Annotated in this window: 16 protein-coding genes, 1 tRNA gene and 1 pseudogene; 9 read left to right on the top strand and 9 right to left on the bottom strand. The window is 35.7% G+C overall.

Annotated features, from left to right (window positions below; translation table 11 throughout):
- Positions 1–7 precede the first annotated feature (7 nt).
- From ABXQ82_RS17330 to ABXQ82_RS17340, 3 genes are all read right to left on the bottom strand, one after another.
- Positions 8–1,579 carry a RagB/SusD family nutrient uptake outer membrane protein gene (locus tag ABXQ82_RS17330; protein WP_367062792.1) on the bottom strand — a complete coding sequence of 524 codons (1,572 nt, stop codon included), beginning with the start codon at positions 1,577–1,579 and terminating at the stop codon, positions 8–10.
- 27 nt (positions 1,580–1,606) lie between these two features.
- Positions 1,607–4,711, bottom strand: coding sequence for a TonB-dependent receptor (locus ABXQ82_RS17335; protein ID WP_367062794.1), 3,105 nt, complete (start codon positions 4,709–4,711; stop codon positions 1,607–1,609).
- Positions 4,712–5,016: 305 nt separating this feature from the next.
- A complete protein-coding gene (locus ABXQ82_RS17340; protein WP_367062796.1) occupies positions 5,017–5,895 on the bottom strand; it encodes an AraC family transcriptional regulator in 879 nt (292 codons plus the stop codon).
- Positions 5,896–6,042: 147 nt separating this feature from the next.
- Here ABXQ82_RS17340 and ABXQ82_RS17345 point away from each other — a divergent pair, with 147 nt between their 5' ends.
- Genes ABXQ82_RS17345 through ABXQ82_RS17375 form a run of 7 tightly spaced genes read left to right on the top strand, consistent with a single transcriptional unit; the run spans position 6,043 to position 15,287 of the window.
- Positions 6,043–7,173 (top strand): glycosyl hydrolase, encoded by a 1,131-nt coding sequence (locus tag ABXQ82_RS17345; RefSeq protein WP_367062798.1) that lies wholly within the window; start codon positions 6,043–6,045, stop codon positions 7,171–7,173.
- Positions 7,174–7,218: 45 nt separating this feature from the next.
- The gene (locus tag ABXQ82_RS17350; protein ID WP_367062800.1) at positions 7,219–9,051 is read left to right on the top strand and encodes a sodium:solute symporter family protein; all 1,833 of its coding nucleotides are present in this window, start codon (positions 7,219–7,221) and stop codon (positions 9,049–9,051) included.
- Positions 9,052–9,054: 3 nt separating this feature from the next.
- Positions 9,055–10,242: a glycosidase gene (locus ABXQ82_RS17355; protein ID WP_367062802.1), complete on the top strand. Its 1,188-nt coding sequence runs from the start codon at positions 9,055–9,057 to the stop codon at positions 10,240–10,242.
- Entirely contained in the window at positions 10,242–11,429 is a 1,188-nt protein-coding gene (locus ABXQ82_RS17360) for an AGE family epimerase/isomerase (protein ID WP_367062804.1), read from the top strand. The genes ABXQ82_RS17355 and ABXQ82_RS17360 overlap by 1 nt, the downstream gene beginning before the upstream one ends.
- 5 nt (positions 11,430–11,434) lie before the next feature.
- Positions 11,435–12,991: a glycosyl hydrolase gene (locus ABXQ82_RS17365; protein WP_367062806.1), complete on the top strand. Its 1,557-nt coding sequence runs from the start codon at positions 11,435–11,437 to the stop codon at positions 12,989–12,991.
- Positions 12,992–13,025: 34 nt separating this feature from the next.
- Entirely contained in the window at positions 13,026–14,315 is a 1,290-nt protein-coding gene (locus ABXQ82_RS17370) for a beta-mannanase (RefSeq protein ID WP_367062808.1), read from the top strand.
- A complete protein-coding gene (locus ABXQ82_RS17375; RefSeq protein WP_367062810.1) occupies positions 14,316–15,287 on the top strand; it encodes a type I phosphomannose isomerase catalytic subunit in 972 nt (323 codons plus the stop codon).
- Here ABXQ82_RS17375 and ABXQ82_RS17380 read toward each other — a convergent pair.
- From ABXQ82_RS17380 to trxB, 3 genes are all read right to left on the bottom strand, one after another.
- Complete coding sequence (locus ABXQ82_RS17380; RefSeq protein ID WP_367062812.1) at positions 15,281–17,134, bottom strand: cellulase family glycosylhydrolase; 1,854 nt, start codon at positions 17,132–17,134, stop codon at positions 15,281–15,283. The two genes, ABXQ82_RS17375 and ABXQ82_RS17380, sit on opposite strands and share 7 nt — an antisense overlap.
- A 426-nt stretch (positions 17,135–17,560) precedes the next feature.
- Positions 17,561–17,635, bottom strand: a tRNA-Pro gene (locus tag ABXQ82_RS17385).
- Positions 17,636–17,738: 103 nt separating this feature from the next.
- The gene (gene trxB / locus ABXQ82_RS17390) at positions 17,739–18,719 is read right to left on the bottom strand and encodes a thioredoxin-disulfide reductase (protein ID WP_367062814.1); all 981 of its coding nucleotides are present in this window, start codon (positions 18,717–18,719) and stop codon (positions 17,739–17,741) included.
- 282 nt (positions 18,720–19,001) lie between these two features.
- Here trxB and ABXQ82_RS17395 point away from each other — a divergent pair, with 282 nt between their 5' ends.
- Both ABXQ82_RS17395 and ABXQ82_RS17400 read left to right on the top strand, forming a co-directional pair.
- A complete protein-coding gene (locus tag ABXQ82_RS17395; RefSeq protein WP_367062816.1) occupies positions 19,002–19,475 on the top strand; it encodes a hypothetical protein in 474 nt (157 codons plus the stop codon).
- A 59-nt stretch (positions 19,476–19,534) separates the two neighbouring features.
- Positions 19,535–20,500 (top strand): D-2-hydroxyacid dehydrogenase, encoded by a 966-nt coding sequence (locus ABXQ82_RS17400; RefSeq protein WP_367062818.1) that lies wholly within the window; start codon positions 19,535–19,537, stop codon positions 20,498–20,500.
- Positions 20,501–20,763: 263 nt separating this feature from the next.
- Here ABXQ82_RS17400 and ABXQ82_RS17405 read toward each other — a convergent pair whose 3' ends face one another.
- From ABXQ82_RS17405 to ABXQ82_RS17415, 3 genes and pseudogenes are all read right to left on the bottom strand, one after another.
- Positions 20,764–22,065, bottom strand: a complete 1,302-nt coding sequence (locus ABXQ82_RS17405) for a dicarboxylate/amino acid:cation symporter (protein WP_367062820.1) — start codon at positions 22,063–22,065, stop codon at positions 20,764–20,766.
- A 15-nt stretch (positions 22,066–22,080) separates the two neighbouring features.
- On the bottom strand, positions 22,081–23,115 hold the full coding sequence (locus ABXQ82_RS17410) for a hypothetical protein (protein ID WP_367062822.1): 1,035 nt from the start codon (positions 23,113–23,115) through the stop codon (positions 22,081–22,083).
- Positions 23,116–23,118: 3 nt separating this feature from the next.
- Positions 23,119–23,367, bottom strand: a pseudogene (locus tag ABXQ82_RS17415) (hypothetical protein); the annotation flags it as partial.
- Between the last annotated feature and the right edge of the window lie 111 nt (positions 23,368–23,478).

A 23,478-nucleotide genomic window follows, 5' to 3' on the forward strand; every position in this document is an offset into this window, starting at 1 on the left:
GTCTTTTTTAATTAAAATTATAAGGTACCGGAGCTTCTAATAAAGCTGGATTGTTTTGTGTCTCTACTGTTGGATAAGGAAACGTTAAATCTTCTAGAGATGCTTGATAGAATTCTGATTGTAATTCTCCGGTATCACTATTAAAAGTTCCTCTGTCTGTGTTGCTCAAATAATCTATGGCAAAACTAGGCCCTTGTCTTACGATGTCGTACCAAAATTCGAATTCAAATGCCAATTCAATGCGTCGTTCCTTAAATACATCTTCTGCCGTTGGTGCAGCAATTTCGTCCAATCCAGCTCTACGTCTTATTTTGTTAAGAGATTCTGCGCCTCTCGACACAGGACCACCACCTTTAAGTGCTGCCTCTGCATGGATTAACAATAACTCTCCATATCTTAAAATATAAGTATTGTTTGAGGTTGTTGTTGTCCCGCTTCCATCATCCCTAGCAGTAGCATCATCTGAACCTACTACATATTTTTTTAGTCCGTGTCGCGTACCTTGAAAGTCAATACCATCTGGTACAATATAGCCTCCATTAAGATCTGGATATTCAGCACCTCTTTCCATTATGGTTGCATAAAAGCGAAGATCTCCATCTTCGTAAGCATCCAATAAATCAGGTGAAATCCCTATTGCTGAATACCCATCTGCTCCACCTGTGAATCCTGAGGGCGCAAACAAGGATTGAATCCCGTTTCCTTCGGCATATCGACTAGAATTTGTCCATTGTAAAGCAAAAATAGATTCAGGATTATTATCATTTTCAGGCAAAAACAAATCATAATAACTACCAGAAGGATCGCCATCTGCTCCATCGCCACCATATAATTTAAATTCTCCAGAATTTATAACTTCATCTGCCAATTGATATGCCATTGGGAAATTTTCTTCGTAAAGATGTATTTTAGAAAGCATTGCTTTTGCCGTACCACTAGATATCCTTGCATTTGCATCGTAATTACCGCCTCTAATTTTGCTGTAACAGTTTTCAACAGCAAACTCTAGGTCTAATTTTATGAATTTATAGATGTCAGCCACAAGATGTCTAGCCACAACAGGTTCCAATACAAAATCGGTATTGTTCTCGATAATTGGAACTGACCCAAAAATCCTAACCAAATAAAAATAGGCTGTTGCTCTTGAAAATCTGGCTTCTCCCACAGCATTGTTTACAATTGCCTGAGGAATATCTGGATTAACAGCTGTTGGCAACGTATTAATAATATAGTTTGATTGACCTACCACCGCATAAAGTGATTCCCAAATTCGTCCTATTTGTGCATTGTTACCATTGACAGAGAAATTTGTAAAATCTGCATTTCTAGGATCCCAAGTTCTGGCATTTCCAGAACTTAATTCGCCAATTGTCCATATGGTATTCGCATTAAAGTCAAACCAAGGTATGGAGTATAATGCATTTGTAGAAGTTTCTACCTGATCTTGAGTTTGGAAAAAATCGGCCACATTAAATGAATCTTCTGGCGGACGATCTAAAAAATCTTCGCTGCACGACGTAAACCCTAATATCAGTACTAGGATTAACGTAAATTTTGTTTTTAGTGAATAGTTTTTCATTGTGTTTTTTCTTTAAGTTAGCTACGATTAAAATTCAACGTTAAAACCCATGGTAAAGGTTCTTGGTGATGGATAACGTCCTGCATCGATACCTGTTAAAAGCGTATTTTGATTAAATGATCCTATCTCTGGATCGTATCCTGAATAGTTTGTAAATGTGAAAAGGTTTTGAATACTTCCATAAACTCTAAGGGTACTTATACCTACTTTTTCTGATACTTTAGAATTAAGTGTATAACCTAGAGTTACGTTTTGGATTCTTAAATAAGAACCATCCTCAATATATCTATCTGAAATTTCAATATTACGCGTATCATTTCTCGCTAATCTTGGAGCAGTTCCATCAGGATTTTCAACAGACCAAAAATCCAAAACAGAAGGTGCTTGATTCGTAAACGTTCTATTTCCTGCGGTCAACAATCTACCTATGCCATTAAAAACATCATTACCATAAGAGCCTTGAAGGAAAACTGAAGCATCAAAACTTTTATATTTGAATGAGTTTTGGAAACCAAATGTGAAATCTGGATGCGGATTTCCAATAACGGTTGCATCATTGCCATCAATAACGCCATCATCATTCTGGTCTTTAAACTTGATATCGCCTAACCAAGTTGAGTTAAAAAGCGCATCTTCAAAAGGCCTTCCGAATTGAACTGGAGCATCTTTAAAGTCGTCAACTGATCTAAAAATGCCTTCAACTTCAAGTCCGTAAAACAACCCTAACGGATCACCTGCTCTTGTAATCGTTATGTTTTGTTGTCCGTCATAATTTATGTTCATAGCACCGTTAATTCTTGGCACATTTCCTAAATCGGTTACTTCATTTTTATAGTGAGATACAGTTAATGAGGTATTCCACGAAAAATTCTTACTAGCATCTGTTCCATAGTTTAAGGTCACATCAATTCCCTTGTTTACCATTTCTCCCAAGTTAACCCAAGGTGCTTCTATAGCACCAGGAGCCATACCTCCTGTAATAAGGTTTGTTGAAGCAAATTGGTATAGGAAATCTTTTGAAACTTTGTTATAAACTTCAATCGAAGCCGTTAAGTTATTATTAAAAAGAGAAAAATCCAATCCGATATTGGTTTGTGTTGAAGATTCCCAAATTAAATCTGGATTAGCAAAATTGGTCACTAGAAAACCTGTACCCAATCCTGTATTAGCAGGGTTCAACCTAGAACCGTATGCGAAATTTGGTATGTTTTGATTACCAACTTCCCCATAACCACCATAAAGTTTTATGTTTTGAATACCGTCAAATCCGTCCATGAAAGATTCCTTAGAAAGTTTCCATGCCCCAGATATTGAAGGGAAGTACCCCCATTTGTTACCTGCTGCAAATTTTGAAGAACCATCAGCTCTCATGGATGCAGTAACACTATATTTATTATCGAATGAATAGATAACTCTTCCGAAGTAAGATTCCAAAGCGTTACTTCCTTTAAACTGAGTATTGTTATCATCAGCATCACCTGTTCCCAAAACCGGAAAATCGTTACCTACAAAATTACCATCTGTAGAAGTTATACCACCATAACTGGATTCTTGCGATTCTGCACCAATCATTACGGTAAGATCATGCTTATCACCAAATCGATTATTGTAGGTTAAAAAGTTTTTAATGACCCAAAAATCATTATAATTATTGGCAACGCTTAGGGTGTTGTTTTCTACTTCAATTTCTCCGTACTGATAACGTGGTGTAAACTGGCTATTGATACTTGTTCCAAAATCGCCACCAAACTCTGTTCTATGCGTTAGGTTTTTTGCGATTTTAAATTCAGCAAAAATATTTCCTAGTATTCTGTTTCTTCTTAAATTGTTTTTTAAGCTTAATGCTTTTGCAATTGGATTTTCGGTTCTAAAATCATCGCTTAAACTTGGTCCTGCAAAACTTCCGTCAGGATTAAATACTGAAATCGACGGACTGTTTAAAAGTGATAAACCAATAATTCCATCACTTCTTCCATTTAAAGTTACTTTTTCGTTTGTTCTACTTGCAGTAACATTTATGCCTACTTTAATTTTATCGCTCAATTTTGCATTAATATTTGCTCTTACCGTAGAACGGTTAAATCCAGAACCAATAACGGTACCTTCTTGCTCTAAATGACCCGCAGATACAAAATAATTAATACCATCGTTACCACCTTGAAATGAAACTTGGTAACTTTCCATAGGCGCATTATCAAATATCTCTTGTTGCCAGTTAGTGCCTTGACCTAATAAATTTGGATGTGTAAATTCCACGATAGGGTCAATACCGTATATCTCGTTTATAGAATTTTGGAGTCTTGCATAATCTGGTAATGACAAAACGTCTATTTTATTTGTAGGTTGTTGAATTGCTATAAAAGAATTGAAAGTTACAGTTCCTTTGCCTTGCTTTCCCCTTTTGGTAGTAATAATTACAACACCATTAGATCCTCTTGAACCATAAATTGCAGTTGCCGAAGCATCTTTTAAAATGTTTATGCTTTCTATATCGTTTTGGTTGATCGAGTTTAGGGGACTAGTCCCTCCTTCTTCAGATTCGCCAGGTACAGGCACGCCATCAATAATATACAATGGCTCACTAGAACCAGAAAGTGTGTTTACTCCACGGATTCTTACCGATACCGCTGCTCCAGGCTGACCAGAGTTTGTGGTAACACTAACACCAGAGGCACGCCCTTGCATCATTTGATCTACACTTACCTGGGGAATGGTTTTTAAATCGGAAACCGCAACTGTTGCGACTGCTCCAGAAATATCCTCTTTTAATTGAGACCCATAACCTATAACAACAACTTCACTTAAAGTTGCAATATCATCTTCCATTGTGATATCAATTGTACTTCTTCCATTAACCTTAACTTCTTGGTTTAAAAAACCTACGTAGCTAAAGACCAATGTTCCTGAGTTTGCTACAGAAATACTGTAAACCCCATCAAAATCGGTTACCGCCCCATTAGCTGTTCCTTTTACAAGAACGTTAACACCGGGTAGAGGTAAATTGTTAGAATCTTTTACAATCCCACTTACAGTAATTTGAGCAAAACAAATTTGACTTACCAGAAGGAATAAGGCTATAAAGCCAAATCGTTTTGGTTTGCAAATCGTAGTTCCCATCATAAATTTTTGCATATTATTTAGTGTTAGTTGGTAATTATTTAATTCATAATAAACCCCATGATATATTATAAAAATGATAAACGAAAGAGATGTTTATTATGAAATTCAAAATTAGAACAAATGCTAACATGTCGTTAATATTATTTTGTCAAATACCAATAAAATTATATAAAATAGCAGAAATTATTTGACACCGACCACAAATTAGCAGACGAGAAGATGTCGATCAGATAAATTCGATCCACCTGATCGGTTATTTTCTTTAATCACCACGAAAGATTAATACAATTGAAGATATTACATATTAACAATGACTCCTACAAAATCCTTTTAATACCCGAGAATTCTTTTTTATACTGACTTGGCGTGGTGTTTTTGAGCTTTTTAAAGACCCGGTTGAAATTAGCAATATTATTGAAACCGCAATTGAAAGCCACCTCGGAAATACTAGCGTCGTTCTCAATAAGCTTGATGGCAGCAAAACCTATGCGCACATCATTGACATAATCCACAAAGGTCTTCCCTGTTCTTTTTTTCATAAACCTATTAAAGGACACGGGACTCATATTTATCAGTTCAGAAGCGTCCGCCAACATTATTTTTTGGTCATAATGCTCTTGAACAAATTCATAAATCACCTTTATTTTATCACTATTGTCAAAGCTATCCCTGTTCGTGGTATAAGTCGACAGCAATCTCTGGTTTCTTGAATTTGCCAAATCGTGTAACATGGAAATAAACTCCAAAAAATAATCCATACCATCAAGCTTAGAAAGCTGCTTGATACGGTCATGAGCCTCCAATGCCGTTTTTTTTGAAAACAAAACACCATGCGCTGACCTATGGAACATATCCTTAATAGACTTCATGATCTTCTTGTTCAAAAGCCCCTCATTAAATAAATCTTCATGAAACTGAAGTGTAATTTCATGTATGTTTTTGCTTTTACAGTTATGTGTCTGCCAGCCGTGGTGAAGATTTGGACCCACCAAAACCAGTTCCAACTCTTCAATATCTTCAATGCTATCACCAACAATCCTTCTGACACCCTTTCCATTGCCAATAAAATTCAACTCATATTCAGGATGAAAATGCACCGGAAAATCAAATTCCTTCTTCACCCTATCAAACACCAAAAAACTATCTTCTGGAGACAATGGAGTAATCTCTCTATGTATATTTTTTAGTAAATTCATGCTTTATGGGTTAATAGTTTGTTTATTTGATAAAATAATACTAGTAAAATGCGAAATATGAAATTAGGTTTGTAACTGTAAAATTTAGATTCAATAAATCTACAATATTTTATACTTTCTATAATACAAAAACATCAAAAAATCAGTATGAAATTCAAAAAAACCATATTTAAGAGCAGTATTGCATGTATCTTTATGATGGTTTTTTCATGTAAATCAATATACAACCGCGAATACACAAAACCACTTCTAGTGGACTCTAAGTTAGACAAGAACACAAGAATTCTTCATAAAAAACTCACTTATATTACAAAAAAAGGTTTTGCAATAGGCCATCAAGACCCTACTTCTTACGGTATAGGTTGGAACAAATCAGATGCTTTGAACACCATTGAAAGTGATGTGTTTGAGGTTGTTGGCGATTATCCTGCCGTTTATGGTTATGATATTAGCAAGATTGAACTCCAGGCCACACTCAATATAGACAGCATTCCTTTTACAGATATGCGGGACCAGATTATAGATGCCTATAAAAAAGGTGGTATTATTACCCTAAGTTGGCATATTGACAACCTTACTACAGGAGGCGATTCTTGGGATATGACATCTTCAGTAAATGCTATTTTTACAAACCCTAGTATTAGGGAAAAGTATGAATTATGGGTTGAGCGTGCAGCAGATTATATGAAATCTTTAGAATATAAGGGCAAACCCATTCCTATAATTTTCAGGCCTTTTCATGAAATGAACGGATTTTGGTTCTGGTGGGGAGAACCTAATTGTAATTCAATTGATTATATTAGATTATGGCGTGAAACGGTGCGTTTGCTAAGAGATAAACATAAATTACACAATCTGTTATACGTGTACTCCCCTAACAAATTGGGACCTGATGATGATTATATGAAATATTACCCAGGCGATAATTATGTGGATATTTTAGGAGTTGACATCTATGATTTTGAAGACGCGGATGACTATATAAAATCGGTTGTTAACGATTTAACTTTAGTAAAAAAGATAGCCAATAGCAAAAACAAACTATATGCTTTTACCGAAACAGGTCTGGAAAAAATTCCAACGAAAAACTGGTTCACAGACATATTATATCCCAACATAAAAGATTCTGGTATCTCCTGGGTCTTATTTTGGAGAAATGCCAATTTGGGTCATTATTATATTCCACATAAAAAACACGAAAACGCACAGGATTTCAAAGAATTTGCTGGTTTCCCTAAAACCCTGTTTTTAAAGGACATCAAAAATTTAGATTACTAATTTTAATTTATAGACACGATTTATAACCAACCTTAAATACCTTAGATGTTAAACACCATAGATATAGTAATCATTGCCTTATACCTTGTAACTGTTGTAGTTATTGGTTTGTTGGCCAAAAAAAAAGCGCAAAGAAGTAAGGACGATTATTTATTGGGAGGCAACTCCATTCCTTGGTATATGTTGGGACTTTCTAACGCCTCTGGTATGTTTGATATTTCGGGTACCATCTGGTTGGTTACCCTTATGTTTGTTTATGGTATTAAAAGTGCTTGGATTCCTTGGCTTTGGCCTATATTCAACCAAATATTTTTGATGGTCTATCTCTCCAAATGGCTCAGGCGCTCCAATGCTACAACAGGTGCTGAATGGATTGGTACGCGCTTTGGCTTTAAAAAAGGTGCAAAATTATCACATGTTGTTGTGGTTGTTTTTGCGTTAGTATTGTGCTTAGGCTATCTAGCCTATGGTTTTATTGGCTTAGGGAAATTTGTAGAAATTTTTATCCCTTGGGAAATCGTAAGTAATTATATTCCCTTTCATATAACCCCAGAATTTATACCTCATTTTTATGGGATTGTCTTCACGCTGTTTACTGTCTTTTATTCCTTGCTTGGAGGTATGTCCGGTATTGTTTGGGCCGATGTGGTTCAGTTTGCTATTATGACGATTGCCGCATTAGTAATTGGCTATTTAGGGTTTACCGCCATTGGAGAAAATGTGTTAGAGGTTCCTGACGGATGGAAAAGTCCGTTTTTTGGATGGGAATTAAATTTAGATTGGACTGAAATCATTCCAGAAGTCAATAATAAAATCAAAGAAGACGGTTTTGGTTTATTTACCATATTTTTTATGATGATGGTTTTTAAAGGGCTATTGGTAAGTGTTGCAGGACCTGCTCCTACTTACGATATGCAAAAAATATTATCGACTAAATCTTCGGTTGAAGCCTCTAAAATGAGCGGTTTTGTATCAGTTGTCTTAATGCCCATACGTTATCTAATGATTGCTGGGTTTGCGGCTTTGGCTTTAATTTATTACGAGAAGTTAGATTTAATGAATGCAGCGGGAAACATAGATTTTGAATTGATATTACCAACAGCCATCAAACAATTTGCACCTGTGGGTCTTTTAGGTTTACTATTGGCAGGGTTAATTGCAGCTTTTATGTCCACTTTTGCCGGCACCTTAAATGCGGCACAAGCCTATTTGGTAAACGATATCTATTTAAAGTACAAAAACCCGAGTGCTTCGGCTAAACAAATAAAAAACATGAATTACGCAACGGGTCTTCTTGTTGTGGTAGTGAGCATCATTCTAGGGCTTTTTGCCAAAGATGTCAATTCGGTGTTACAATGGATAGTTTCTGTACTTTACGGCAGTTACGTGTCGGCAAATATTTTAAAATGGCATTGGTGGCGATTTAATGGTGAAGGCTTCTTTTGGGGCATGGTATCTGGTATGGCAGCAGCAGCCATTATACCAGAAATATTTCCAGATGTACTAGGATTGTATTTATTTCCTATTTTATTGATTGTCTCATTAATAGGCTCTATTGTAGGAACGTATTCTGGCCCTCCCACCGAAGAAGACGTGTTGAAATCATTCTATAAAAATGTAAGACCTTGGGGCTTTTGGAAACCTATTCACGATAAATTGCTGTTAGAAGAACCCCATTTAAAGAAAAACTCGGATTTTGGTATAGATATGTTTAATGTAACAGTTGGTATTATTGCCCAAACAGCATTGGTAATACTACCCATGTATATTGTTTTCAGACAAGATATACCCGCACTTATATCATTAGCTGTAGTTTTAGTTTGCCTGTATCTTTTAAAAAGATTTTGGTGGAATAAGTTGAACGAACAAATAGATTAAAAAATGAGCAAAGAAGCAAAATTAAAGCCATATCATTTAGATAAAACCATAAGAGAACATAAAGAGTTAATAGCGAGAACCAATACGCCCCACGCTAATTCCAATGGGATTTATTTGAGACATGAAAACCCCATAATTACCCCAGAACATGTTCCACTACATTGGAGATACGATTTAAATCCAGACACAAATCCAAATGGATTGGAACGCATTGGATTTAATGCGACCTTAAATTCGGGAGCTATTAAATGGCAAGATAAATATGTATTATGTGTTAGAGTTGAAGGCAACGATAGAAAATCATTTTTCGCCATAGCGGAAAGTGATAATGGTATTGACAACTTCAAATTTTGGGACAAACCATGTGTGATTCCCTTACCTCCAAATGAAGATGAAACCAATGTTTACGATATGCGCTTAACCCAACATGAAGACGGTTGGATTTATGGCATATTTTGCTCAGAACGCAAAGACCCTGATGTTCCAGCTTCCGATACAAGTACGGCTTTAGCTAATGCTGGAATAGTGAGAACCAAGGATTTATTGAACTGGGAACGTTTACCCAATTTAATTTCAGATTCTAGCCAACAACGTAATGTAGTTATCCATCCTGAATTTGTCAATGGAAAGTATGCAATTTATACGCGTCCGCAACAAGGTTTTATTACCGTAGGTAGTGGCGGCGGCATTGGTTTAGGTTTTATCGACGATATGGAAAACCCTGTGGTTACAGATGAAAAAATAATCAACAATAAAGTGTATCATACCATATATGAACTTAAAAACGGATTGGGGCCAGCGCCCATAAAAACGAATCAGGGCTGGTTGCATTTAGCCCATGGCGTTAGAAATACCGCTGCGGGACTTCGTTACACATTATATATGTTTATGACAGACTTGAATGATATTTCTAAAGTTATCCACCAACCTGCCGGTCATTTTATGGCACCTCAAGGTGCTGAGCGTGTTGGCGATGTTTCCAATGTTTTGTTTTCAAATGGATGGATACAAGATGATGATGGTGCTGTGTATATTTATTATGCATCGTCCGATACAAGAATGCATGTTGCAACATCCTCAGTAGATAAATTGGTCGATTATTGCATGAATTCCCCCGAAGATAAGTTTACATCATCAGGTTCCGTTGAAACCATTATCGATTTAATAGATAAAAATAAAGGATTATATTAATGAATTCCAGTTATGAACATCTAAAACAAGACCTTCATCAAGAGCTTAAAAATATTTTAGGCTATTGGTCTTCTAATACTTTAGATGAAACTCATGGTGGATTTGTTGGAAGAATCAATAGCGATAATGAGGTTATAAAAAACGCTTCAAAAGGGATTATTTTAAATACTAGAATCCTTTGGTCCTTTTCAGCAGCTTCAAATCATTTAACCACTTCAGAATATAAAAGCATCTGTGATCGTGCATACCAATATTTAAAACGTTATTTTAAAGATGAAAATCATGGTGGCGTTTTTTGGGAACTTGATTATTGGGGACAACCTATAAATAAACGCAAACAAGTTTATGCGCAATCCTTTGCTATTTACGCCTTATCAGAGTATTATATTTTAACGAAAAATGAGGAAGCCAAAACATGGGCTATTGAATTATTCAACTTGATTGAAACCCATGCAAAAGACAACATTAATAACGGTTATGTAGAAGCTTTTAATGAAGATTGGTCGCCTATTGAAGATATGCGCTTAAGTGAAAAGGATATGAATGCAACTAAAACCATGAACACGCATTTACATATTCTAGAGGCCTACACAAGGTTGCTAGGTGTTTTTGATTCAGAGGAATTGAAAAGTGCTTTAAAAAATCTGATTGAATTGATTCAAGAAAAGTTTTTAAACAGCAATTATAATTACGATTTGTTTTTTGATACCCATTGGAATTTACAAAGCAACATTGTCTCTTATGGACACGATATTGAAACCGCTTGGTTGGTTATTGACGCCGCAAAAGCAATTAGAAATAAAGCCATTATAGCACAAACAGAAGCTACAGCAATACTGGTGGCAGATGCCTTTTTAGAGCATGGTATTGATAGTGAAGGTGCAGTTATCAACGAAAAAAACTTAGACACAAATAAAGTGGACACCGACAGACATTGGTGGCCACAAATGGAAGCTTTGGTAGGTTTAAAATATGTTTATGAGTTAACCTATGAACCTAAATATATAGAAGCTTCCCTAAAAATTTGGGACTTCACAAAAAACAATTTGATAGATAAAATACATGGCGAATGGCATTTTAGAGTAGATAAAAACGGCAACGTTTATACGCAAGAAGACAAGGTAAGTATGTGGAAAGCCCCGTACCATACCTCACGGGCCTGTATTGTGGTACAAAATAAAGGATAAAATTTATGAAAAAGGTTTTAAAGTATATCGTTTTGGTAATTATTATAAGCTTTGTTGGTTGTTCTAAGGATTCAACTAGTGAGGAAGATGATACTCCAATAGAAAAAATACTAGTTACAATTGTTTCCAATTCTGGCACAGCGTCCGAACCCGCAAACCATAGTGGATTTACTATTAGAGCCTCAAAAGCATTTGAGGAAAATATTATAGTAAGTTATACCGTAAACGGAAGTGCCACCAATGGAACAGATTATATCGAAATTTCAGGAAACGCCACAATTTTAGCAAATACAACAAGTATTATTATCCCCATCACTATTATAGACGACTCCGAGTCTGAAGAAATAGAAAATGTAAGCATCACACTTACAAACACTGATAATAGCAATGTGATTTTGGGAACTCTAAATTCAGCTTCATTGAATATTACCAATGAAGCTGATGAGTTTCTATTATCTCCTTCCGAAGCAAAATTTTATTTGGTGAATTCTAACGCCACTACAGAAACCATAGCACTTTTTTACAATTTGAACAAAATAGCAAGAACCAGTTTTATTGTGGGACAGCAAGATGCGTTCAACTCATTTTTTAACGATGCTACCGGTATTTCAGATATGAAAAAAACAACAGGAAACGACCCTGGATTGTTAGGTTCCGATTTTATGTTTATAGCAGACGATGGCAATGATGAAACTGGCGGGAATTTTTATTATAAGCACGAATTAAAGATTAAAGCAGATGTTGTTGAAGCATACAACAAAGGCATGGTAAATACTTTTGCGTGGCACATGCGAGAGCCTTTTGAGGGCGACCATTTTTACACCGCAAGTATGACCGATTTCCAAAAGAACAATGCATTCATCAGTATTTTACCGGGTGGAGAAAATCACAATTATTATAAAGCTAAATTGGATAAAGTAGCCAAAGTAACCAAAAGTTTGGTAGGTAATGACGGCAAGCTCATCCCGATTATATTCAGACCCTTCCATGAGTTTGACGGCAATTGGTTCTGGTGGGGAAAAGATTATTGTACACCACAACAATTCATTGATTTATGGCGATTCACGGTCAATTATTTAAAAGACACAAAAGACGTCAATAACATGCTTTTCGCCTTTTCTCCAGACAGGCATTATACTAGTGAAGCACAATATCTTGAACGCTATCCCGGAGATACTTATGTGGATATTTTAGGTATGGATAACTATGGCGATTTTAACAATCAGGGTATGGTAGGACTAGCCCAAGCCAATGCAAAACTTAAAATACTTACGGATTTAGCAAAGCAAAAAGTAAAAATTGCGGCTTTAACAGAGTCTTGCTTTTTTGTTACTCCCGGCACCAATACCCCAATTCCAAATTTTTACACTCAAGATTTATACAATTCTTTGACAGATAATGATGTAAAATTAAGCTATATGATGTTTTGGTCTAATATCGCGGCATCCTATTGCGTACCGGCTCCAAGTAATTCCAACGCAAACGATTTTATAGCTTTTTCAAACAAAACAGATGTATTACTTCAAAATTCATTACCTAACGTTTATGAATTACCAGAATAATAAAACGTGAAAATTGCTTTTTCAACTTTAAATTATGAAAACCAGACTAATTATAGCCCTAGTAATATCAATAAGTATTTCGTCTTGTAGTAGTTATAAACGACATTTTGTTAAAGTTAAAGATGGTGATTTAATTCTGAAAAAGAGGGCATACACTTTTATAGGCTCTAATTATTGGCAAGGTATGAATTTAGGTGCTCCAAATTCTGGAGACCGAGAACGGTTGGTTAGAGAATTAAACGAACTTCAGGCTTTAGGAATAAAAAACCTTAGAGTGGTAGCTGCAAGTGAGGGAGATATAGATATGAAATATTGCATTCATCCAGCATTGCAAACTAGTCCGGGAGTTTATAATGAAGATTTATGGAAAGGCTTAGACTTTTTACTTTCAGAAATGGATAAAAGAGACATGAAAGCTATAATGGTTTTAGGGAACTTTTGGACATGGAGTGGCGGATTCCCACAATATCTTAAATGGGCCAATGCAGGTAACATTCCTTTTCCGCAGGACGAAGGCACCTCATGGAAGGATTTCACGGATTATTCCCTGAAATTTTACACCGATACACTTGCCCAAGCCATGATGAACAATCATATTGAAAAAATAATAAACAGAAAAAATAGCATTACAAAAAAACGCTATAAAAAAGATGCCACCATTATGGCATGGCAACTTGCCAATGAACCTAGAGGTTATGACGCCCCTAAAGATTTTTTAAAGTGGACACAAAACACATCAGCATATATTAAAAGTTTGGACAAGTACCATTTGGTGTGTTTGGGTACCGAGGGCAACACCAACGACACAATCTCTGGCACAGACGTTTACCGTGATAACAATAATGAAAATATTGATTATATAACCATGCACATTTGGCCTCAAAATTGGGGATGGTTTAACCCCAAGCAAGGCGAAGAAAAGTTTCAGGAAGCTATTGAAAAGGCAAATGAATATTGGAACGATCATGTAGCAGTAGCAAAAACTTTGAACAAACCAATAATACTTGAAGAATTTGGTATTGCAAGGGATGAATCTTCCTATGATCCTGATGCCCAAACGGTATGGCGGGATAAATTTTACAATCACTTATTTGCTAAAGTTTTAAATTCTATTCAGAATGGTGGCGTTGTGAAAGGCTTGAATTTTTGGACCTATTCCGGAGAGGCAAAACCAGAACGACCTGGAGAATACTGGGAAAAAGGAGATGCGTTTTTGGGCGATCCTCCGCACGAATTGCAAGGTTGGTACGGGGTTTACAATACTGATAAAACCACACTAGACCTCATAAAAAAGTATACAATAAAAGTAAATACAAACGAATAAATGGATTTATACCCTTTAAAATTCAATCCCATATTTTGCTACCGTATTTGGGGAGGCGAAAAACTGAAAACAGTACTCAATAAGGACTACAAGGAAAAAAATATCGGGGAATCTTGGGAGATTTCGGATGTCACAGATTATGAAACCACAGTGAGTGACGGCCCATTGAAAGGCAAAACGTTAAAAGAATTAATAGAAACTTACCAAACTGATTTAGTTGGAAAAAAGGTGTTTCAAAAATTCGGAGATAAATTTCCACTTCTTATTAAATTTATTGACGCCAAAACACCTTTGTCCATTCAGGTTCATCCAAGTAATGCATTAGCTAAAAAACGTCATAATTCTTTCGGCAAGAATGAAATGTGGTACGTCATGCAGGCTAATGAAAATTCAGAGTTGATTGTTGGTTTTGACCAAAAAATCACTCCTGAGGACTATAACAAACATCTGGAAAACAATACAATTGTTGATGTGATGCACCATGAAAAGGTTCAAAAAGGAGATACTTTTTATATTCCTACTGGACGCGTTCATGCCATTGGCGCAGGAGTTTTATTGGCCGAAATACAACAGACTTCAAATATAACCTATCGCATATACGACTATGATAGAGTAGATTCCAAAACAGGAGAGAAAAGAGACTTACATAACGATTTGGCTATTGATGCTATTGATTATCAGGTGTATGACAATTACAAAACAGCATACCAGCTTTACAAAAACAAGTCGAGCAAACTTGTACATTCCCCCTATTTTAAAACAAACATTATTCATTTAGAAGGCGAAATAGAAAAGGATTATTCTAACATTGATTCCTTCATCATTTATATGTGTGTTGAAGGTGCGTTGATTCTAAGTTGCAACCAAAAAGAGTATTTGCTTCAACAAGGCGAAACGCTATTGTTGCCTTCATCTTTAAATAGTATAAAAATAAAATCTGAAAACGCAAAAATTCTAGAAGTAAATTACTGATATTCCAATTCCACTCTAACAATATCTATAGTGTCTGAGGATTTAAATTTGATATACTTTATCGCTTTAAAATCTGTTTTCGAAGCACTAATCACATACTTCCTTGGCACTAAATAGTCATAGTTATCTTCATTGGATTTATATTCAGAGACATCGAATTTAACTTCCCCGTAATCAATCCCATTTTCTGAACTATAAAAGGACATATTCGGTTTCTTAGACCCCTCATAACTAAAAATGCGAATTTCTTTAAAAGCCTTAGGAACAACATAAACACCTTCGGCTTTTTTATCGCCATGTATTCTTGAAAACGCCTCTTTAAAAGACCTACAATCACCGGTTTTTAGTTCTAGATCTTTATACCTCTCCAGAACCATTAAATTTTTAGCATAATCTACTCGGGTTAAAAAATCAATCTTTATAGGACCAGCGATATTTGAAGGTTCGGATTTTCCAGCTTGGTTTAAAGCGCGTAATCGGTAATAATACGTTTTGCCAATCAAAGCACTTTCATCACTATACAAATCAAAACCGGGTGTATCCACATCGTCTAGATTGTGTTCAATAATTTCCCAAGGACCATCTGCAGATGTACTTCTTTCTATATCATAGCCACTCGCCCCAGCTGAACCTTGCCAACTGAATTTTGGAGTTTCAGAAAAACCTAAAAGCTTTGGCGGTTTAGGAACGGTAATTTCCGGTACATCTAAATTTTGTATTTCAAAAGACTTTTCTCTGTATAATTTTAAAGTTTCACGTTCGCCGTAAACTTCACCATCATCAAAACCCGGCCAATGATAAGCTCTATATAAAACGGTAGCAAAAGGCTCTGTATGATGGTAAAAACCTCCATCAGGGTCATGGCGACGCAAACTCCAAATAAGCCCGCCACAAAAGGCATTTTCATCAACAATATAATCTAATACTTCCTGAATTCCAGAAATACCTATAAAACCAAATTCGCCAACCATCAACGGTTTTTTACCGTCAACCATAGCCACGGTCTTTTTTAAATCTTCAAGCATTTTTCTTGAAGACGGTTCATAATGATGGGTGCTAATAATATCGATTGCCGGTTCGTCAATAGAATATTGTTGTATAAACGTACTGTGGTTATTACCATCGTGAATAGCAAAAAAACCATCCATGAACAAGTGGTTTTTATCAATGCTTTTCACATACCTCGCAATATCTATAGCCCATTCTGGCGGGTTTTGAAGCTCGTTGCCAGACTCCCACGCCATTATGGTTTTATCATTTTTATATTTTATACCAGTAACCGTGTTCGTTCTATTTAAAACATATTTAATCGTTTTTTTAAAGTCTTTAATCAACTTTTTATCAGTCCAAAATTCATCTTTGTCCTTATCTCTAAAATCGGCATAATTAGGACGACCACCCATCCATTCCCAGTTATTAACTAAAGGAATTATCACCCTTATTTTATATTCTGAAGCTAAAGCCAACATCGTGTCCATAACCTTAAAAGCATCTTCGTTAAACTCCCCTGGACCTTCAACATAGGTTACAGATGTTTCTGGAAAGTTTTTGTTTCGGACAGGAATTGTATATGTTCTAGCCACATTACCACCAACTATTTGCAAGGTTTCGAACACATCCCTTAATTCAAATTCTGAAGGTAGTCCATAAGGGTTCGTTTCTTCAAAATCCATATGGTCCTCAACATAGTTCAATGTAGGCACGTTATATGAAAGGAATCTGAAGGTTTTATCGCCATCTAAAAGTTGATTGCCATCCACAGTAATAAAATTTTCAAAGCCTTGACTTTGGACAAAAAACGAAGTTAAAAATACAGTTAACCCAAGTACGTGTTTGAGATTCTTCATAATATAAAAGGTTTTTTATGCACTAAGAATTATAGCAACAAGACAAGTTATTGGATAAAAAAGCAATTAAAAAATTAAAGCAAGAAATTGGGTAAATACTTGAAGAGATTGATAGAATTGTACAATGTTTGGTAAATATCCCAAACGATTATAAACAAAATACTGATAACTAGATGGTCATACGAATTTTGAAGTGATTAAATCTAGGTTCGTATTGATGATAAGATTTAAATATCACTAATAAACCCTCATTACAAACGAAGTTTTAGATGTTCTTAAAAAAGCAAACTCTCTACAAAAACCTAAAATACGATTTTGTCGGGATGACAGGATTTTAATAATCCTAATAAACCCTCGTTGCAAACCATAATTTCAAATTTATGTAGAATGTTTACTTTCTTAAGTGAATCTGAAATTATGGTTTAGTCGGGATGACAGGATTTGAACCTGCGACCACACGGCCCCCAGCCGTGTACGCTAACCGGACTGCGCCACATCCCGAATTATTTTTTGATATCCAAAGAAAACACTTTTTCACCTATCTACAAAACGCAAAAAAGCCAAAGTAATTTACTTTGACTTTTAAATATATAATTCCAATTGCTTAATTATATGTAGAAGTAGAAACTTCAAAGGTTGAATCTTTAGCTGCCAAATAACGTTCAGCATCCAAAGCTGCCATACATCCTGTCCCAGCGGCTGTAACTGCCTGCCTGTAAACATGATCTGCGGCATCCCCAGACACAAAAACACCATCAATATTGGTTTTAGATGTTCCTGGCACATTTATAATATATCCTGTTTCATCTAAATCTAAGAAACCTTTAAAAATATCGGTATTAGGTTTATGTCCAATAGCCACAAAAAACCCAGTTGCAGGAATTTCATACTTCTCGTTGGTTTGATTATTAAAAACCCGAACACCTGTTACCACCTGTCCATCACCTAAAACCTCATCGGTTTCAGTATTAAATAAGATTTCAATGTTTTCAGTATTCTTCACCCTAGCAGCCATAATTTTTGATGCTCTAAACTCATCTCTACGAACAAGCATTGTCACTTTTTTACAAAGCTTAGACAAATAATGAGCTTCTTCACAGGCTGAATCTCCTGCTCCAACAATTACCACTTCTTGGTTCCTATAAAAGAACCCATCACAAACTGCACAAGCCGACACACCACCTCCAAGTTTTAAATATTTCTGTTCAGAATCCAAACCTAAATATTTTGCTGATGCTCCAGTTGAAATAATAATGGTATCTGCATGAATTTCTTTTACATCATTAACCCATACTTTATGAACTTCACCTGAAAAATCAACTTTGGTAATCCATCCATCGCGCACATCAGTTTCAAAACGCTCAGCTTGTTTTTGAAACTCCATCATCATTTCTGGCCCTGTAATACCTTCAGGATATCCCGGGTAATTCTCAACCTCATTAGTAGTTGTTAACTGCCCTCCTGGTTGTGTGCCTTGGTATAAAACTGGTTTCATATTGGCTCTTGCTGCATAAATTGCTGCAGTATAACCAGCAGGTCCAGAACCAATTATTAAACATTTTAATCTTTCAATATCTTGTGACATAATCTAATCAATTTATTAGTAGCAAAAGTAGAATTTTTGAAGCAAACCTTACATAGAAGTTATTAACAGTATTTATAGTTCAATAAATGTTTATTATCATGATAAGAACATATATGCTGGTTTATTAAAACCGATAGGCTTTAATTGAAAATACTAAAGAAAAAACAAAAGAGCTCAACCCAATCTGATCAAATTTTATTTAAACGAAATTTTCATGCAGCTCACAGAATTCCATATTGTTTTTTTTTGTAACTTGTTGTAAACTAAACAAATTAAAATATTATGAAAAAAAGTTTATTCCTAGCACTTATTTTATTTGCAATTACGATTTCCTGTAAGGATTCAAATAAAAAATCAGAAGTCATTTCAGAAGACACAAAAGAAGAAAAATTATCGATAATAGGTGTTTGGGAACGTACAAGTTTCTACAACTATGATAGCGATGGCAAAGTAGTAGATAGTTTTGCATCAACTGACGGCAATAGGCATATTAAAACATTTAGCCCTTCAAAAGTAATGTGGTGTAGAAATATTGCTGCAGATTCTACGGAATGGTTTGGCTATGGGAGCTATACTTTAACTGATAGTCTTTTAACCGAAGTTTTGGAATATGGATCTGTAGAAATGAGCAAATATATCTCACAAAATCCTGAGTTTGTGTTCAAATATGATTTAACAAACGATAAGTATAGCCAAATACAAATAGATTCTGAAGGGCATCCCCTTTTTGCTGAAAATTACATAAGAATAGAATAATTAAAACTGGTAACCGTATTTTAGTTTCAAATAGTATCTTTATGAATAAATATTAATTCATGAAAATAGTGGTATTAGATGGATACACTTTAAACCCAGGAGATTTAGACTGGAAAGGTATTGAACGGTTTGGAGATGTAACGGTTTATGATAGAACCCAATACAACACAAAAGACATATTAAAAAATATTGGAGATGCTGAAGTAATATTCACAAATAAAACACCTCTAAATTCTGATGTTATAAATAAAGCACCAAACATAAAATACATTGGTGTTTTAGCCACAGGTTATAATGTGGTTGATGTAGAATCTGCAAAAAACAGCAACATCATTGTTACAAATATTCCCGATTATAGTTCTAAGGCTGTCTCCCAATTTACCATGGGATTACTTTTAGAGCTCTGCCACCATATTGGACATCATAATAAAGCTGTCCAAAATGGAGACTGGATAAAAAGCAAAGACTTCTCGTTTTGGAATTATCCCTTAATTGAATTGTCTGGTAAAACAATCGGAATTATTGGTTTTGGTAAAATTGGGAGAGCTACTGCAAAACTTGCTCAAGCTTTTGGACTCCATATAAAAGTATATAACAGAACTACTTATAAAGCACTTGAAAGCGAAAGCTTAACCTTTGTTTCTTTAGATGAATTACTAAAAACTTCAGATATTATAAGTCTCCATTGCCCGCTTTCTAAAGATACCGAAGGTATCATTAATGCGTCAACTTTATCGCAAATGAAAGATGGAGCAATGCTGATAAATACATCGCGTGGCCCTTTAATTATTGAAGACGATTTGAAAACTGCGTTAAATAACGGAAAATTATCCGGAGCTGCGGTTGATGTGATTTCAGAAGAACCAATGAATGAAAGCAATCCATTATTGAATGCAAAAAACTGCATTATTACACCACATATTGCTTGGGCCACCAAAGAAGCAAGAACCCGATTGATGCAAACTGCTGCCAATAACTTAGGAGCATTTTTGGATGGAAAACCGATAAATGTGGTAAATAAATAAAAGAAAAGACCGTTCATAGTTTTGAACGGTCTTTTTTTCGGGGTGGCAGGATTAATTACCACTTTATATTATACGCTTTACGGTTGTTTAATTCGTTTTCTTAAAAAATGTACGGCCATTTGCTCACAAAAGTCAAAAAAATATTTAAAAACAAAATTTGATTGTCTTTGTTAATATAAAGATATGGTTGTTTTTGTTACAGTTCTAGATTAACGGTTTATCACATTTTTTATTAAAAAAGCATACATAACAACTACTTTAAATTACCCTTTGTAATTATCATCCCAATTCTTAACATGGGGCTCTCCAAGTTTATCTACAGATTTTGCAACCAACATGGACACGGCCGCATCACCGGTTACGTTGATTACGGTCCTACACATATCCAATGGCCTATCTACCGCAAAAATGAGCGCTAAACCAGCTTCAGGAATACCTGCATATCCCAATACCCCAACCAACATTACCATTCCCGCTCCCGGTACGGCAGCGGATCCGATTGACGCTAATGTTGCTGTAGCAATTATTCCTAATTGCGTGGAAAAATCCAAATCCATCCCGAAGGCTTGGGCAATAAACACGGCGGCTACGGCTTGGTATAGACTGGTACCGTCCATATTAATGGTTGCTCCAATGGGCAACACAAAACTTGCCACTTCTTCTTCCACTCCTAAATGTTCGGTTACACGCTCCATAGTAACGGGCAATGTAGCTGCACTTGAGCTAGTAGAAAAACCTAACAACTGCGCAGGTGAAATGCCATTGATGAAAAATTTAGGTCGCTTTTTTGTAAATACAAACACCAAGGTTGTGTAAATAACCACCATAATTGCCAACCCAAAAACAACGGTAATCGAGTACCATCCCAGTGCCTTAAACAAATCCATACTAGGAGATTCAACTACCAAAGCTGCCAAAAGTGCAAAAACACCATAAGGGGCGGCCAACATAATAAGGTCAACCATCTTCAAAATCACTTCATTAAAGCCATCAAAAAAATGTTTGACTGTTTTGCCTTTTTCTTCAGGAATTAATATTAAACCGATGCCAAAGAAAATTGCAAAAAATATCACTTGGAGCATATTCCGATTGCTTGTAGCGGATGAGAAAATATTTTCGGGAACTAAATCCTCCAAGGGCTTGAGTGGACCAGCCTCTTTTTGAGCCATAGCCGTCTCTTTGTATTTGGTGGTATTATCGGCATAATTGCCTACCATTTCGGTTCTGGTATCTTCTGAAATAGAATTGCCTGGGTTTACCAAATTTACTAGGAGCAGTCCAATGGAAACTGCAATCACAGTTGTTGTTAGATAAATCCCTATAGTTCTACCACCCATTTTGGACAATTTGGAAATATCCTTTAAATCGGAAACCCCTTTTATTAAAGCGGCCAATATTAAAGGAATTGCTATTAATTTTAAGGAATTGATAAATATTTTCCCAAAGGGTTTTATCCAATCTTGAATCAGTTCCTTTCCCCCGTCAAAGGTGGTCATCAGTACGCCCACAATAACGCCAAAAAGCATTCCCAATAAAATTTTCCAATGTAGTGCTAGTTTTTTCATAATTTGAAATTTCTCTTAGTTAAATACACTTTTTAGGGCGTTACTCATTTTTACCCATCCAGAGGTGTTATCTCTTAATTTTGTACGCTCTTGTTCTACATGAATAAACCTTCCGCTAGTTGAAGTTGCAGACGATGTGCAAGGATTGGCAGAACTATTAATGAAACGTCCTTGGGTATTGGTAAAACCGATTAATCTGGACCAATCCGTATCAATATGGGCAATTTTGAACGTCAGGGTGTTATCTTCATTAAATAAAGCTTCTTTTAGCAAAGTGGCATAATCTATAGTAGGCGTTTGGCGTGTGCCATTACTTAAAATAACATAAGGGTCGGATGCTTGTTTTCCAAAACCATGGAGTTGAATGAATACCGAATTAGCAATAGTACTAAATACACTTTCCGTTGTTTTTTGAAAAACGGATTGGGTGTTATGGGCTAAATCCGATACCCGATAAGATTCATCTGAACCGCAAGTACTTGTTGTACCCGAACATGATGAAAAACTAGAGTTATTACAGCGATGCGTTCCGTTGATAAAAACAGCCTTAGCCAAATTTTCCTTAAAGCAATACACCGCTTGTTTTCCTGTATTGATATCGTTTTTAATATGAGGTGCCTGAATAATTAAATTGTCCCGAATTGGTGTTTTGCTAAATACATAAACACCCCAATGTCTGCTTTTTGAACTCTGCTCTTCCAAAATGTAAAACACCTGATTTGGATTTAGTGTAGTATCCGTAAATTCAGTAATCTGGTAATTCACAAGTGCTGATTTTTGAACGGCAACGATAATGTTTTCGGCTAAAATGGCACCAATAGTTTCACCCCAAGTATTTAAATCATTTGTAGATGGTACTTGATAGTTGTTCCCCGAATCTCCAGGAACATTATCAATAAAATTTCCAAGATAGGTATCCAAATTTCCTGAGGCAATCTGCAATTCAGCAATATTGGTTTGTGTTGTAACCGAAATTTCGTTACTAAAACCAGAAACATTGCCTGCAACATCCCTCGCTTGCACTTTAAAGGTATATGTCGTCCCCGACATTAACCCTGTAATGGTTCGTGATGTTGATGTATTTGAGGTTAAACTTGCACCATTTTGGAACAGCAAGTACGTTTGCACACCAACATTGTCAGTAGAGGCGCCCCAGCTTAAATCCGTGCTTGTTTTTGTGGTATTATCAGCAACGAGATTAGATGGTACCGATGGCGCAACCGTATCTTCAATATTGGGTTGGGCATCATCTCCTCCACCAGAAGAACATGATCCTATTAATAAAAATAGGTAACTATTCAGGCTTCAATATAGCAATAGTTTTAAAAGCACAGAATATGTTTTGTCCGTTTTTGATACAGGTGTCAGTTACCGAACGAATAACCGCGTAGATTTGGGCGCCATTTTCAGTTT

It is taken from the genome of Algibacter sp. 2305UL17-15, assembly GCF_040720935.1.
Lineage (GTDB): Bacteria > Bacteroidota > Bacteroidia > Flavobacteriales > Flavobacteriaceae > Jejuia.

Bases quoted from the DNA above. Each gene is read 5' to 3' on its own strand.
- ABXQ82_RS17360 (WP_367062804.1), top strand. From the start codon at position 10,242: ATGAATTCCAGTTATGAACATCTAAAACAAGACCTTCATCAAGAGCTT.
- trxB (WP_367062814.1), bottom strand. From the start codon at position 18,719: ATGTCACAAGATATTGAAAGATTAAAATGTTTAATAATTGGTTCTGGA.
- ABXQ82_RS17405 (WP_367062820.1), bottom strand. From the start codon at position 22,065: ATGAAAAAACTAGCACTACATTGGAAAATTTTATTGGGAATGCTTTTT.
- ABXQ82_RS17370 (WP_367062808.1), top strand. From the start codon at position 13,026: ATGAAAACCAGACTAATTATAGCCCTAGTAATATCAATAAGTATTTCG.
- ABXQ82_RS17345 (WP_367062798.1), top strand. From the start codon at position 6,043: ATGAAATTCAAAAAAACCATATTTAAGAGCAGTATTGCATGTATCTTT.
- ABXQ82_RS17330 (WP_367062792.1), bottom strand. From the start codon at position 1,579: ATGAAAAACTATTCACTAAAAACAAAATTTACGTTAATCCTAGTACTG.
- ABXQ82_RS17355 (WP_367062802.1), top strand. From the start codon at position 9,055: ATGAGCAAAGAAGCAAAATTAAAGCCATATCATTTAGATAAAACCATA.
- ABXQ82_RS17375 (WP_367062810.1), top strand. From the start codon at position 14,316: ATGGATTTATACCCTTTAAAATTCAATCCCATATTTTGCTACCGTATT.
- ABXQ82_RS17365 (WP_367062806.1), top strand. From the start codon at position 11,435: ATGAAAAAGGTTTTAAAGTATATCGTTTTGGTAATTATTATAAGCTTT.
- ABXQ82_RS17335 (WP_367062794.1), bottom strand. From the start codon at position 4,711: ATGCAAAAATTTATGATGGGAACTACGATTTGCAAACCAAAACGATTT.
- ABXQ82_RS17350 (WP_367062800.1), top strand. From the start codon at position 7,219: ATGTTAAACACCATAGATATAGTAATCATTGCCTTATACCTTGTAACT.
- ABXQ82_RS17400 (WP_367062818.1), top strand. From the start codon at position 19,535: ATGAAAATAGTGGTATTAGATGGATACACTTTAAACCCAGGAGATTTA.
- ABXQ82_RS17340 (WP_367062796.1), bottom strand. From the start codon at position 5,895: ATGAATTTACTAAAAAATATACATAGAGAGATTACTCCATTGTCTCCA.
- ABXQ82_RS17380 (WP_367062812.1), bottom strand. From the start codon at position 17,134: ATGAAGAATCTCAAACACGTACTTGGGTTAACTGTATTTTTAACTTCG.
- ABXQ82_RS17395 (WP_367062816.1), top strand. From the start codon at position 19,002: ATGAAAAAAAGTTTATTCCTAGCACTTATTTTATTTGCAATTACGATT.
- ABXQ82_RS17410 (WP_367062822.1), bottom strand. From the start codon at position 23,115: ATGTCGGGGACGACATATACCTTTAAAGTGCAAGCGAGGGATGTTGCA.